This window comes from Pseudomonas sp. LBUM1656 (genome assembly GCF_059716065.1).
Genome location: NZ_CP166800.1, coordinates 977261 through 990540 on the forward strand (window position 1 = coordinate 977261; position 13280 = coordinate 990540).

The 13280-nt window shown below is 60.3% G+C and carries 11 protein-coding genes; 5 read left to right on the forward strand and 6 right to left on the reverse strand.

Annotated features, from left to right (window positions below; translation table 11 throughout):
- Positions 1–3: 3 nt before the first annotated feature.
- A complete protein-coding gene (locus ACA072_RS04195) occupies positions 4–1305 on the reverse strand; it encodes a phospholipase (protein ID WP_497623334.1) in 1302 nt (433 codons plus the stop codon).
- Between the two features lie 235 nt (positions 1306–1540).
- On the opposite strand from ACA072_RS04195, the gene kdgD reads away from it, so the two are divergent.
- The 5 genes from kdgD to ACA072_RS04220 all read left to right on the forward strand — a co-directional run bounded on the left by kdgD (position 1541) and on the right by ACA072_RS04220 (position 8202).
- The gene (kdgD, locus tag ACA072_RS04200; protein WP_046052865.1) at positions 1541–2452 is read left to right on the forward strand and encodes a 5-dehydro-4-deoxyglucarate dehydratase; all 912 of its coding nucleotides are present in this window, start codon (positions 1541–1543) and stop codon (positions 2450–2452) included.
- Positions 2453–2510: 58 nt separating this feature from the next.
- Complete coding sequence (locus ACA072_RS04205; protein WP_497623335.1) at positions 2511–3956, forward strand: aldehyde dehydrogenase family protein; 1446 nt, start codon at positions 2511–2513, stop codon at positions 3954–3956.
- 183 nt (positions 3957–4139) lie between these two features.
- A complete protein-coding gene (locus tag ACA072_RS04210; protein ID WP_497623336.1) occupies positions 4140–5510 on the forward strand; it encodes an MFS transporter in 1371 nt (456 codons plus the stop codon).
- Between the two features lie 11 nt (positions 5511–5521).
- Positions 5522–7075, forward strand: a complete 1554-nt coding sequence (garD, locus tag ACA072_RS04215; protein WP_497450144.1) for a galactarate dehydratase — start codon at positions 5522–5524, stop codon at positions 7073–7075.
- A 185-nt stretch (positions 7076–7260) separates the two neighbouring features.
- The gene (locus tag ACA072_RS04220) at positions 7261–8202 is read left to right on the forward strand and encodes an AEC family transporter (protein WP_497623337.1); all 942 of its coding nucleotides are present in this window, start codon (positions 7261–7263) and stop codon (positions 8200–8202) included.
- 146 nt (positions 8203–8348) lie between these two features.
- Here the strand turns inward: ACA072_RS04220 and ACA072_RS04225 are convergent, their stop codons facing one another.
- From ACA072_RS04225 to gatA, 5 genes are all read right to left on the reverse strand, one after another.
- Positions 8349–8684: a carboxymuconolactone decarboxylase family protein gene (locus tag ACA072_RS04225; protein ID WP_371922076.1), complete on the reverse strand. Its 336-nt coding sequence runs from the start codon at positions 8682–8684 to the stop codon at positions 8349–8351.
- A 41-nt stretch (positions 8685–8725) separates the two neighbouring features.
- Positions 8726–9784 carry a calcium/sodium antiporter gene (locus ACA072_RS04230; protein ID WP_497623338.1) on the reverse strand — a complete coding sequence of 353 codons (1059 nt, stop codon included), beginning with the start codon at positions 9782–9784 and terminating at the stop codon, positions 8726–8728.
- 50 nt (positions 9785–9834) lie between these two features.
- A complete protein-coding gene (locus tag ACA072_RS04235) occupies positions 9835–10209 on the reverse strand; it encodes a septal ring lytic transglycosylase RlpA family protein (protein WP_497623339.1) in 375 nt (124 codons plus the stop codon).
- 148 nt (positions 10210–10357) lie between these two features.
- Complete coding sequence (gatB, locus tag ACA072_RS04240) at positions 10358–11803, reverse strand: Asp-tRNA(Asn)/Glu-tRNA(Gln) amidotransferase subunit GatB (protein WP_497450148.1); 1446 nt, start codon at positions 11801–11803, stop codon at positions 10358–10360.
- Positions 11804–11813: 10 nt separating this feature from the next.
- Complete coding sequence (gene gatA / locus ACA072_RS04245; protein ID WP_497623340.1) at positions 11814–13265, reverse strand: Asp-tRNA(Asn)/Glu-tRNA(Gln) amidotransferase subunit GatA; 1452 nt, start codon at positions 13263–13265, stop codon at positions 11814–11816.
- Positions 13266–13280: the final 15 nt, after the last annotated feature.

Below are 13280 nucleotides of genomic sequence, written 5' to 3' on the forward strand. Positions count from 1 at the left end.
TTATCAGGCCACGTTGCCAGTGGGGTTGTAGTCCTTGAGCAGCAAGTAAGTGCTCCAGCCCCACCAGTCATCAACGGTGGCGGTGTCGTTCAGGTTGTTGACGTCCTTGCGCCGCAGCACCTTGCTGCCTTCAACCCGGAACAGTGGTGAAAAGTTGTTCGCCAGGTTCAGCACGGCTTGCAGATCCGGCGTCTTTTTCAAGGCGCCGAAGTTGCCGGGCGCCGGGGCTGTGCCGGTGAGGTACGCGGCAAATACTTCGTCCGCCGACACCTGGACCGCCTGATTAACCTGGACGCGATTGGCGCTGGAGAGGGCGTCGAAGTAGCGTTTGTCGCCGTACGCCCGCCATTGATCGCGGTTGCCGTTGCGCACGTTGAGGCCGAACTTGCTGTCTTCGTCGTGCATGAAGCGGGTAATCAACGAGCCCAGATCACTCGGCGTCACCACCGCTGCCAACTGTTTACGCGGCACGCGCAAGTGGCCGGCGGAAAACAGATCGGTCAGGTAATGATCGGCAAACGCGTTCATTGCGTAGGCCAGTTCCAGCTGCTTTTCATCGCCGCTGTTATGAGCCTTGACCGCTTGTTGCAGCGCCGCGGCATGCCCGGCGATGTACGCCAGCAGCGCCCACTCGGCAAAGTGATCGGCATTGTTGGCGGCCAGTTTCAGATAGCGCCCCAATGGAAACAGCGCCGAAACGAAACTGCCGCCGCCAGTGATTTTGTTCCACTCTTCGGACAACGTATCTCCGAGGGCGTCATACGCCTCATGAGGTTGCTTGTCGTCCTTGATCGCCTGTTTAACGGCGGCGATTTCCTTTTGCATGACGCCGAGGATCAGCTTGGCTTCGGCATTGGACGCAGGCAGAACAGCCAGCGAGTTGAAGGCATTGATAAATCGCTGAATGCGATCGGCAGGGGCGGCGCCTTCGCTGACCGGTTGATCGGGAATACCGTAAAAATCGCCACCCAGGGCGATGATCTGGCCGTAAGTCAGCGCCAGTCCATTCGGCAGATGCAACTCCACCTGCGAAGCCGGGACAGCAGGCGCGTCCTTGATGAAACGCAGCAGGGTGCTGTCACCGATGGCTGTGTGCTCGCCGCCTTCGAACTTCAGCTGAGGCTTGCCTTTCAAGGCTTTGCCAGGCGTAGCGTGAGGTGTTTGAGGTGCGTCGTGATGTTCGCCGAGCTGCAGCATCAGCGAACTGTTGGCGGTGACGGCGATGCCGTCTTTGGTAAAAAGATCATCCAAATTAGCGATGATCTGTTCGGGGTTTTCCTGCGATTGAGTGTGTAGACCTGACATTTCTGGCTCCTTGATATGTCGTCGGTACGGTTCAAAATAACTGTATGTATATACAGTTATTCAAAGCTTAGGCGAGAAACTTCCTACGTCAAGAAAATCCCTTTCCGACACAAATTCCGGGCACACCGATGAAATGCAGTTGACGGTTATTATTTAAGTTGTACGATGACCTACAACTCGGCCACAGGCTGAACGCTTTTCTCACACAAACGTCGCTACCCAGGGTGTTCGAATAATGAATCCACAAGAACTGAAGTCCATCCTCTCTTCTGGCCTGCTGTCTTTCCCGGTCACCGATTTCAATGCCCAGGGCGATTTCCATCGCGCTGGCTACATCAAGCGTCTCGAATGGCTGGCCCCATACGGCGCCACGGCGTTGTTCGCCGCGGGCGGCACCGGTGAGTTCTTCTCTCTGGCGGCCAGCGAATATTCGGAAATCATCAAGACGGCCGTCGACACCTGCGAAACCAGCGTGCCGATTCTGGCCGGTGTGGGTGGTTCGACTCGCCAAGCCATCGAATACGCACAGGAAGCCGAGCGCCTGGGCGCCAAAGGTTTGCTGCTGCTGCCGCACTACCTGACCGAAGCCAGCCAGGACGGCGTTGCCGCCCACGTTGAAGCTGTGTGCAAATCGGTGAAAATCGGTGTGGTGGTTTACAACCGCAACGTCTGCCGCCTGACCGCGCCGCTGCTGGAACGCCTGGCCGAGCGCTGCCCGAACCTGATCGGCTACAAGGATGGCTTGGGCGATATCGAGTTGATGGTGTCGATCCGTCGCCGCCTCGGTGATCGCTTCAGCTACCTGGGTGGTTTGCCGACTGCCGAAGTGTACGCCGCTGCCTATAAGGCGCTGGGCGTACCGGTCTACTCCTCGGCGGTGTTCAACTTCATCCCGAAAACCGCGATGGATTTCTACCACGCCATTGCCCGCGAAGATCACGCCACCGTCGGCAAGATCATCGACGACTTCTTCCTGCCGTACCTGGACATCCGTAACCGCAAAGCCGGTTACGCGGTAAGCATCGTCAAGGCCGGGGCAAAAATTGCCGGCTATGACGCAGGTCCTGTGCGTGCACCGCTGACCGATCTGCTGCCAGAAGAGTACGAAGCTCTGGCCGCGCTGATCGACAAGCAGGGCGCGCAGTAAAAACGATTAAACAAGGCCGCTGAGCAATCAGCGGCCTTTTGCGTGAGGAGATCTTCTAGTGGCAGATACAAAGCGTTTCGATAACTACATCAACGGCGAATGGGTAGCGGGCAGTGATTACTGCGCCAACATCAACCCGTCCGAACTGACCGATACCATCGGCGACTACGCCAAGGCTGATCTGGCCCAAGTCCACGCCGCCATCGACGCCGCGCGCGCCGCGTTCCCGGCCTGGTCCACTTCGGGCATTCAGGCTCGCCACGATTCGCTGGATAAAGTCGGTACCGAAATCCTCGCCCGTCGCGAAGAACTCGGCACCTTGCTCGCTCGGGAAGAGGGCAAGACCCTGCCCGAAGCCATCGGCGAAGTGACCCGCGCCGGCAACATCTTCAAGTTCTTCGCCGGTGAATGCCTGCGTCTGTCCGGCGACTACCTGCCGTCGGTGCGTCCGGGTGTGAACGTCGAAGTCACTCGCGAAGCATTGGGCGTTGTTGGCCTGATTACGCCATGGAACTTCCCGATCGCGATCCCTTCGTGGAAAATCGCTCCGGCCCTGGCCTACGGCAACTGCGTCGTGCTGAAACCGGCCGATCTGGTGCCGGGTTGCGCCTGGGCGCTGGCTGAAATCATCTCCCGCGCAGGCTTCCCGGCCGGCGTGTTCAATCTGGTGATGGGCAGCGGTCGTGTGGTGGGCGATGCGCTGGTGCAGAGCCCGAAAGTCGACGGCATCAGCTTCACCGGTTCGGTCGGCGTCGGTCGCCAGATCGCCGTCAGCTGCGTCTCGCGCCAGGCCAAGGTTCAGCTGGAAATGGGTGGCAAGAACCCGCAGATCATTCTCGACGACGCCGACCTCAAACAAGCGGTCGAGCTGTCGGTGCAGAGCGCGTTCTACTCCACCGGCCAGCGTTGCACCGCTTCGAGCCGCTTCATTGTCACTGCCGGCATCCACGACAAATTCGTCGAAGCCATGGCCGAGCGCATGAAGTCGATCAAGGTCGGCCACGCGCTGAAAACCGGCACCGACATCGGTCCGGTCGTCTCGCAAGCCCAGCTGGAACAGGACCTGAAGTACATCGACATCGGCCAGTCCGAAGGTGCACGTCTGGTCAGCGGTGGCGGTCTGGTGACTTGCGATACCGAAGGCTACTACCTCGCGCCGACGCTGTTTGCCGACAGCGAAGCCGCAATGCGCATCAGCCGTGAAGAGATCTTTGGCCCGGTGGCCAACATCGTTCGCGTTGCCGATTACGACGCCGCACTGGCCATGGCCAACGACACCGAATTCGGTCTGTCGGCGGGCATCGCCACCACGTCGTTGAAGTACGCCAACCACTTCAAGCGCCACTCCCAGGCCGGGATGGTGATGGTCAACCTGCCGACGGCGGGCGTGGATTACCACGTTCCATTCGGTGGGCGTAAAGGTTCATCCTATGGATCACGTGAGCAAGGTCGCTATGCGCAAGAGTTCTACACGGTCGTGAAGACCTCTTACATCGGTTCGTAATACGCAACATCGCGGTGTCCGGTCCTATCGGACACCGCAACCCTGTAGGAGCTGTCGAGTGAAACGAGGCTGCGATCTTTGCTTTTAAAGATCAAAAGATCGCAGCCTCGTTTCACTCGTCAGCTGCTACAGGGGTCAACAGTTTCACCCGCGCATAAAAATAATCAGTGGGAGTACATCTACATGCAATCGACCCAGAAGCCGACTCACGTCCGCTATTTGATCCTGCTCATGCTGTTTCTGGTGACCACGATCAACTACGCCGACCGGGCGACCATCGCTATCGCCGGCTCCAGCCTGCAAAAAGACCTCGGCATCGACGCGGTCACTCTCGGTTATATCTTCTCCGCATTCGGTTGGGCCTATGTGGCCGGGCAAATTCCCGGTGGCTGGCTGCTGGACCGTTTTGGCTCGAAAAAAATCTACGCATTGAGCATCTTCACCTGGTCGCTGTTCACCGTGCTGCAGGGTTATGTCGGTGAGTTCGGCATGTCCACGGCAGTGGTTGCGCTGTTCATGCTGCGCTTCCTGGTGGGCCTGGCCGAAGCGCCATCCTTCCCTGGCAATGCGCGCATTGTGGCGGCCTGGTTCCCGACGGCTGAACGCGGTACGGCCTCGGCGATCTTCAACTCGGCGCAATACTTCGCCACCGTGTTGTTCGCACCGCTGATGGGCTGGATCGTCTACAGCTTCGGCTGGCAGCACGTGTTCATCGTCATGGGCGTGATCGGCATTATCTTCTCGGGTATCTGGCTGAAGGTGATCTACAGCCCGCGCCAACACCCTATGATCAACGACGCCGAGTTCAAGCACATCGCCGACAACGGCGGCATGGTCGACATGGACCAGGACAAAGGCAAAGGTACAAAGTCTGACGGTCCGAAGTGGGACTACATCCGCCAGTTGCTGACCAATCGCATGATGCTCGGCGTCTATCTGGGCCAGTACTGCATCAACGGCATCACCTATTTCTTCCTGACCTGGTTCCCGGTGTACCTGGTGCAAGAACGCGGCATGACCATCCTCAAGGCCGGTTTCATTGCCTCGTTGCCGGCGATCTGCGGCTTCATCGGTGGTGTGCTCGGCGGCGTGATTTCCGATTACCTGCTGCGCAAAGGCCATTCCCTGACCTTCGCTCGCAAGGCGCCGATCATCGCTGGCTTGCTGGTCTCCAGCAGCATCGTGGCGTGCAACTATGTCGATGTTGAATGGATGGTCGTCGGCTTCATGGCCCTGGCGTTCTTCGGCAAAGGCGTGGGTGCGTTGGGTTGGGCCGTGGTGTCCGACACCTCGCCAAAACAGATCGCCGGTCTCAGCGGTGGCTTGTTCAACACCTTCGGCAACATCGCTTCGATCACCACTCCAATCGTGATCGGCTACATCATCAGCTCCACCGGTTCGTTCAAATGGGCGCTGGTGTTTGTCGGTTGCAACGCACTGGTCGCGGTGTTCAGCTACTTGGTGATCGTTGGCCCGATCAAGCGTGTGGTGCTTAAAGAGCCGCCGGTCAGCGGTCCTGAAACCAACAACAAATTGTCTCAAGCGCATTCCTGAGGAGCGGCGTCATGCAGTTGATTGAACATTCCGACTCGCCGCGCTACATCCGCCTGCACGAGCGGGACAACGTCGTGATTGTGGTCAATGACCAAGGCGTTCCGGCCGGCACCGAGTTTCCCGATGGCCTGGTGACGGTGGACTTCGTGCCGCAGAGCCATAAAGTCACCCTGGAAGACATTCCTGAGGGCGGCCAGGTGATTCGGTACGGCCAGACTATTGGTTACGCGTTGCAGCCGATTCCGCGCGGCAGCTGGGTCAAGGAAGATCAACTGCGCATGCCCACCGCGCCACCGCTGGACAGCTTGCCGCTGTCCACCGAAGTGCCGGCGGCGCAGGCACCGCTGGAAGGCTACACGTTCGAGGGTTATCGCAACGCCGACGGCACCGTCGGCACGCGCAACATTCTCGGGATTACCACGACCGTGCAGTGTGTGACCGGTGTGCTGGACCATGCGGTCAAGCGCATCAAGGACGAGTTGCTGCCGCGTTATCCGAACGTCGATGACGTGGTGGCGCTGACCCACAGCTACGGCTGCGGTGTGGCGATTACCGCCACCGACGCGTACATCCCGATCCGCACCGTGCGCAACCTGGCGCGCAACCCGAACCTGGGTGGCGAAGCCTTGGTTATCAGCCTGGGCTGCGAGAAATTGCAGGCCGGGCAGGTGATGCACGAGGGCGACAGTTCGGTGGATCTGAGTGATCCGTGGTTGTACCGCTTGCAGGATTCGAGTCACGGTTTCACCGAGATGATCGAGCAGATCATGGCGCTGGCCGAGACCCGTTTGAAGAAGCTCGATCTGCGTCGCCGGGAAACCGTGCCGGCGTCCGAACTGATTCTCGGCATGCAATGCGGGGGGAGCGATGCGTTCTCCGGCATCACCGCCAACCCGGCATTGGGTTATGCCTCGGACCTGTTATTGCGCGCCGGTGCGACGGTGATGTTTTCCGAAGTCACCGAAGTGCGCGACGCGATTTACCTGCTGACTTCTCGCGCGGAGACTGAGGAAGTCGCTCAGGAACTGGTGCGGGAAATGGACTGGTACGACCGTTACCTGGCCAAAGGCGAGGCGGATCGCAGCGCCAACACCACGCCGGGGAACAAGAAGGGCGGGTTGTCGAACATTGTCGAGAAGTCTCTGGGCTCAATCGTCAAATCCGGCAGCAGCGCGATCAACGGCGTGCTTGGCCCTGGCGAGCGCTTCAAGCGCAAAGGGCTGATTTTCTGCGCGACCCCGGCCAGTGATTTTGTCTGCGGGACGTTGCAGTTGGCGGCGGGGATGAACCTGCATGTATTCACCACCGGGCGTGGCACACCGTATGGTCTGGCGATGGCGCCCGTGGTGAAGGTGTCGACCCGGACCGAACTGGCGCAGCGCTGGCCGGACCTGATCGACATCGATGCCGGGCGGATTGCGACCGGGCGGGCCTCGATTGAAGACCTCGGCTGGGAGTTGTTTCATTACTACCTGGACGTGGCCAGCGGCAAGAAACAGACGTGGGCGGAGCAGCATAAGCTGCATAACGACATCACCTTGTTTAACCCGGCGCCGATCACTTGAGTTAGGTGTTGGATTATTGATCGTTCCCACGCTCTGCGTGGGAATGCAGCCCGGGACGCTCTGCGTCCCAAAAGCGTGACGCAGAGCGTCACAAGAGGCATTCCCACGCAGAGCGTGGGAACGATCTGGGTGAAAGTGGCTTATCATTAGCCCCCTAACGACGCTCACCCAAGGTTCCCCCCGGCATGCTGGCTATCTTCCTCGAAACCCTGAACATCACCGCGCCGGTGTTTGCCATGCTGTTTCTGGGAGTGGTGCTCAAGCGCATCAACTGGATCAACGACAACTTCATCCACACCGCGTCGGCCCTGGTGTTCAACGTCACCATGCCTGCGTTGCTGTTTCTGGGCATCCTGCATGCCGACCTGCAAGCCGCGCTGCAACCGGCGCTGCTGATCTATTTCTCGCTGGCCACGCTGGTGGGTTTTGCCATCGCCTGGGGCTGGGCGATCTGGAAGTGCCCACGGGAAGACCGGGGGATTTACACCCAAGGTGCGTTTCGCGGCAACAACGGTGTCATCGGCCTCGCACTGGCGGCGAGCATGTACGGCGATTACGGGATTTCCCTCGGGGCGATTCTCGCGGCGCTGGTGATCCTGTTTTACAACACGCTCTCGACCATCGTGCTGGCGGTGTACAGCCCGGTGATCAAATCCGATCCGTGGAGTATCTGTAAAAGCGTGATGGTGAACCCGCTGATCATCAGCGTGTTTGCAGCAGCCCCCTTTGCCTATTTCAAGATCGGCTTGCCGGGTTGGCTGGAAACCTCCGGTCAGTACCTGGCGCAAACCACGTTGCCGTTGGCGCTGATTTGCATCGGCGGCACGTTGTCGCTGGCGGCGATGCGCAAGAGCGGCTCGATGGCGCTGAGCTCAAGCCTGGTGAAGATGATCGGCCTGCCGGTGCTGGCGACACTGGGGGCGTGGCTTTGGGGCTTTCGCGGGGCGGAGTTGGGGATTCTGTTTCTGTACTTCGGCAGCCCGACGGCAGCGGCCAGTTTTGTCATGGCCCGACAGGCTGATGGCAATCATGAACTGGCGGCGGCGATCATCGTTATCACCACGTTGATGGCGGCGGTGACCACCAACATAGGGATCTTTTTGTTGCAGTGGGGTGGGTGGATTTAGCTTCGGGATTTGTGGCGTTTTGTCGGGCCTCTTCGCGAGCAAGCCCGCTCCCGCATTTGACCGTATCCGACATGAGAATGCGGTCAAAATGTGGGAGCGGGCTTGCTCGCGAAGACGGCCGAACAGTCACCAAAAATGGCGGCTAATTACTCGGGCTTCTGGTAGGTATCAATCACTTCCTGCGCCGCCCGAAACGCATCGATCGCCGCCGGCACACCGGCATACACCGCGCAATGCAGCAGCGCCTCACGAATCTCCTCCACCGTGCAACCGTTGTTCAGCGCACCGCGCACGTGCCCCTTCAATTCCTGCGGGCACTTCAAAGCCGTCAGTGCGGCGAGAGTGATCAGGCTGCGGGTTTTCAGCGGCAGACCTTCGCGATTCCACACGCTGCCCCACGCGTGTTCATTGACGAAATCCTGCAGCGGCTGGGTAAACTCGGTGGCATTGCCCAGTGCGCGGTCGACGAACGCATCGCCCATCACTTGGCGGCGGACTTCAACGCCAGGCTTCTTATTGTCGGTCACGGCATTTCCCTCTTGTGGTGTTGGCGACGCCAGGCGCGCAGCGATGTGAACAGCAGATAAGCCACCAGCGCCGGCAGGACGAAAAACAGCATCAGGTGTTCAAGCTTGCCGGCCAGTGGCATGCCGGTGGTGAACGACACCACATGCAGACCGTAAGCGAAATACAGCCCCAGAAACAGCAGACCTTCGGCGCGGGTCACCCGGTAACCGGTGTAAAACAGCGGCAGGCACAGCACCGCGACACCGAGCATCACCGGCAAGTCGAAATCCAGGGCATTGGGCGAGACCGAGAGCGGTGAGGGTGCGACCAGCGCGGTCAGGCCGAGCACGCCCAGGAGATTGAAGAGGTTGCTGCCGATCACGTTGCCCACGGCAATGTCCCGTTGACCGCGCAACGCCGCGATCAATGAGGTGGCCAGTTCCGGCAGGGACGTGCTGATCGCGACGATGGTCAGGCCGATGACCCGCTCCGACAGCCCCAGATCGGTTGCGACTGCCACGGCGGCGCCCAGCAACAAGTGCCCGGCGTAGACCAGCATCGCCAGTCCGGCGACGATCATCAGCGCGCTGCTGAACCACGGTGCTTGGGGTGTTCCGTCATGGGAGGGCGGACGGACGGAATGCCGCGACTGACGCAGCAGCAAGCCCAGATACAGCGCCAGGGCGGCGAGCAAAATCATGCCGTCGACGCGGTTCAGTTCCTCATTCCACGCCAGTAAAAACACCAGCAGGCTGGCGCCGATCATCAGCGGAATGTCCAGGCGCACCAATTGCCGCGATACCCGCAGCGGAATAATCAGCGCCGACAGCCCGAGGGTGACGAGGATGTTGAAGATGCTGCTGCCGATCACGCTGCCGACGGCGATGTCGGCGTTTTGCGCCAAGGTGGCTTGCAGGCTGACCGCCATTTGCGGCGCGCTGCTGCCCAGGGCGACGATGGTCAGGCCGATGATCAGCGGTCGCACCTGCAAGCGCGCGGCAAGCCGGACGGCGCCACGGACCATCAACTCGGCGCCGGCGATCAGCAACAGCAGGCCGCCGAGCAATTCAATCACGCTGATCAGGGGTAAATCGGCAAGTCCGAAAATGGTCGGGGCTCCGTCTGTTAATCGTCGAGGGCTTGCACGCGAACCTTCGCTGTGCCGCTTCGGAGCATACCCAGTTGTTCGGCGGCCTCGTGTGAAAGATCAATCAGGCGCCCACGGGTATGCGGCCCGCGGTCGTTGATACGCACCACGCAGGATCTGTCGTTATTCAGATTGGTGACCTTCACCCGTGTGCCAAAGGGCAGCTGGCGATGGGCAGCGGTCAGGGAATTCTTGTTGAAACGCTCGCCACTGGCGGTGCGTTTGCCTTGGTGTTTGGCGCCGTAATACGAAGCCGTGCCGGTCTTGTCGTAACCGTGTGGATCAATGATGTCGTTGCTGGCGCAACCGGCTAGCAGAGAGAGCAGGGCGCAAAGGCTGAGCAGACGCTTCATTGAAGGTTTCCCGAAAACAAATGTGGGAGCCAGCCTGCTGGCGATTGCGGAGTGTCAGACATGGATATGTTGAATGTCAGACCGCTATCGCCAGCAGGCTGGCTCCCACAAGGAGTGGAGCCAGATTTGAAGGCTGGCTCCATTCGCATCAGCCTTCGAGCTTGCTTTTCAGCAGTTCGTTGACCTGTTGCGGGTTGGCCTTGCCTTTGGAGGCTTTCATGGCCTGGCCGACGAAAAAGCCGAACATCTTGCCGCGTTTGGCTTCGTCTGCCGCACGGTATTGCTCGACCTGCTCGGCGTTGGCCGCGAGCATTTCGTCCAGCACCGCCGAGATCGCACCGCTGTCGGTCACTTGCTTCAGACCGCGCTTGTCGATGATCTCGTCTGCGCTGCCTTCGCCGTTGGCCATCGCTTCAAACACGACCTTGGCGATTTTGCCGGAGATGGTGTTGTCCTTGATGCGCAGCAGCATGCCGCCCAGTTGCTCGGCCGAGACCGGCGACTGGTCGATTTCCACGCCTTGCTTGTTCAGCAGGCTGCCCAGTTCAACCATGACCCAGTTGGCCGCCAGCTTGGCGTCGCCGCTGATGCTCACGACTTTCTCGAAGTAATCGGCTTGCTCGCGGCTGGTGGCCAGGACGCTGGCGTCATACACCGACAGGCCGAATTGCGCCTGGAAGCGCTCGCGTTTCTGCGGTGGCAATTCCGGCAGGGTGGCGCGGACTTCGTCGAGGAACGAGTTCTCGATGACCACCGGCAGCAGGTCCGGATCGGGGAAGTAACGGTAGTCGTTGGCTTCCTCTTTGCTGCGCATCGGACGGGTTTCGTCCTTGTTCGGATCGTACAGACGGGTCTGCTGGATCACTTTGCCGCCGTCTTCGATCAGCTCGATCTGACGCTGCACTTCGCTGTTGATCGCCTTCTCGATGAAGCGGAACGAGTTGACGTTCTTGATCTCGCAGCGGGTGCCATATTCGACCTGGCCTTTCGGACGGATCGACACGTTGCAGTCGCAACGCAGCGAGCCTTCGGCCATGTTGCCGTCGCAGATGCCGAGGTAGCGCACCAGCGCGTGAATGGTCTTGACGTAGGCAACGGCTTCCTTGGCGCTGCGCATGTCCGGCTCGGAAACGATTTCCAGCAGCGGCGTGCCGGCACGGTTCAGGTCGATGCCGGTGGCACCGTTGAACTCTTCGTGCAGGCTTTTACCGGCGTCTTCTTCCAGGTGCGCACGGGTGACGCCGACACGTTTGATCGTGCCGTCTTCCATGGCGATGTCCAGGTGGCCCTTGCCGACGATCGGCAATTCCATCTGGCTGATCTGGTAGCCCTTCGGCAGGTCCGGGTAGAAATAGTTTTTACGGGCGAACACGTTGTGCTGGCCGATTTCGGCATCGATGGCCAGACCGAACATCACCGCCATGCGCACCGCTTCCTGGTTCAGCACCGGCAATACGCCGGGCATGCCGAGGTCTACCAGGCTGGCCTGGGTGTTCGGCTCGGAACCGAAAGTGGTGGAACTACCGGAAAAGATTTTCGACCGGGTGGTGAGCTGGGTATGAATCTCCAGCCCGATCACGACTTCCCATTGCATGTGTTTCTCCTCAGAAGCCGGTTGGGGTGCGGGTGTGCCAGTCAGTGTTCAGCTGATACTGGTGCGCAACGTTGAGCAAGCGGCCTTCCTGGAAATACGGGGCGAGCAGTTGCACGCCGACCGGCAGACCATCGACAAAACCGGCGGGCATGGACAAGCCTGGCAGGCCCGCGAGGTTGGCGGTGATGGTGTAGACGTCTTCCAGGTACGCAGCCACCGGGTCGCTGTTCTTGGCGCCAAGCTTCCAGGCCGGGTTCGGTGTGGTTGGGCCGAGGATGATGTCGACTTCATTAAAGGCTGCCATGAAGTCGTTCTTGATCAAGCGACGGATCTTCTGCGCCTTCAGGTAATAGGCATCGTAGTAACCGGCCGACAGCGCGTAGGCGCCGACCATGATCCGGCGCTGCACTTCCGGGCCGAAACCTTCGCCACGGGAACGCTTGTACAGGTCGATCAGGTTGACCGGGTTTTCGCAGCGGTGGCCGAAACGCACGCCGTCGAAACGCGACAGGTTGGAAGAGGCTTCTGCCGGGGCGATCACGTAGTACGCCGGGATCGCGTGCTGCATGTTCGGCAGGCTGATTTCCTTGATCACGGCGCCGAGCTTTTCCAGCTCCTTGACGCTGTTGTGGATCAGCTCGGCGATGCGCGGGTCGAGCCCGGCGCTGAAGTATTCCTTCGGCACGCCGATGCGCAGGCCTTTCAGCGAACCGTTGAGGCTGGCGCTGTAATCCGGCACGGGCTCGTCGATGCTGGTGGAGTCCTGCGGGTCGAAACCGGCCATGCCTTGCAGCAGGATCGCGCAGTCTTCGGCGGTGCGGGCCAGAGGGCCACCCTGATCGAGGCTGGACGCGTAGGCGATCATGCCCCAGCGCGAAACGCGACCGTACGTCGGTTTCAGGCCGGTGAGGTTGGTCAGTGCGGCGGGCTGGCGGATCGAGCCGCCGGTGTCGGTGCCAGTGGCTGCCGGCAACAGACGAGCGGCAACGGCTGCGGCCGAACCGCCGGACGAACCACCCGGAACATGTTCCAGGTTCCACGGGTTTTTCACCGGGCCGTAGTAGCTCGACTCGTTGGCCGAACCCATGGCGAATTCGTCCATGTTGGTCTTGCCCAGGGTCACGGCGCCGGCAGCGGCCAGTTTGGCGACGACGGTGGCGTCGTACGGTGCTTTAAAGTTGTCGAGCATCTTCGAGCCGCAGCTGGTGCGGATGCCCTGGGTGCAGAACAGGTCTTTGTGGGCGATCGGCGCGCCGAGCAGGGCGCCGCTCTCACCATTGGCCCGGCGTGCGTCGGCGGCTTTCGCCTGCTGGAGCGCCAGGTCTTCGGTGAGGCTGATGAAGCTGTTGAGCTGAGGATCGAGCTGGGCGATACGCGCCAGCAAGGTTTTGGTCAGCTCTTCGGAAGAAAACTTTTTATCGGCGAGTCCGCGGGCGATCTCGGCCAGAGTCAATTGATGCATTGCAGGCTCTTTCCC

What these genes read in the sequence shown, in the direction of transcription:
- ACA072_RS04195 (WP_497623334.1), bottom strand. Translation starts at nt 1,305, where the DNA reads ATGTCAGGTCTACACACTCAATCGCAGGAAAACCCCGAACAGATCATC.
- kdgD (WP_046052865.1), top strand. Translation starts at nt 1,541, where the DNA reads ATGAATCCACAAGAACTGAAGTCCATCCTCTCTTCTGGCCTGCTGTCT.
- ACA072_RS04210 (WP_497623336.1), top strand. Translation starts at nt 4,140, where the DNA reads ATGCAATCGACCCAGAAGCCGACTCACGTCCGCTATTTGATCCTGCTC.
- garD (WP_497450144.1), top strand. Translation starts at nt 5,522, where the DNA reads ATGCAGTTGATTGAACATTCCGACTCGCCGCGCTACATCCGCCTGCAC.
- ACA072_RS04220 (WP_497623337.1), top strand. Translation starts at nt 7,261, where the DNA reads ATGCTGGCTATCTTCCTCGAAACCCTGAACATCACCGCGCCGGTGTTT.
- ACA072_RS04225 (WP_371922076.1), bottom strand. Translation starts at nt 8,684, where the DNA reads ATGGGCGATGCGTTCGTCGACCGCGCACTGGGCAATGCCACCGAGTTT.
- ACA072_RS04235 (WP_497623339.1), bottom strand. Translation starts at nt 10,209, where the DNA reads ATGAAGCGTCTGCTCAGCCTTTGCGCCCTGCTCTCTCTGCTAGCCGGT.
- gatB (WP_497450148.1), bottom strand. Translation starts at nt 11,803, where the DNA reads ATGCAATGGGAAGTCGTGATCGGGCTGGAGATTCATACCCAGCTCACC.
- gatA (WP_497623340.1), bottom strand. Translation starts at nt 13,265, where the DNA reads ATGCATCAATTGACTCTGGCCGAGATCGCCCGCGGACTCGCCGATAAA.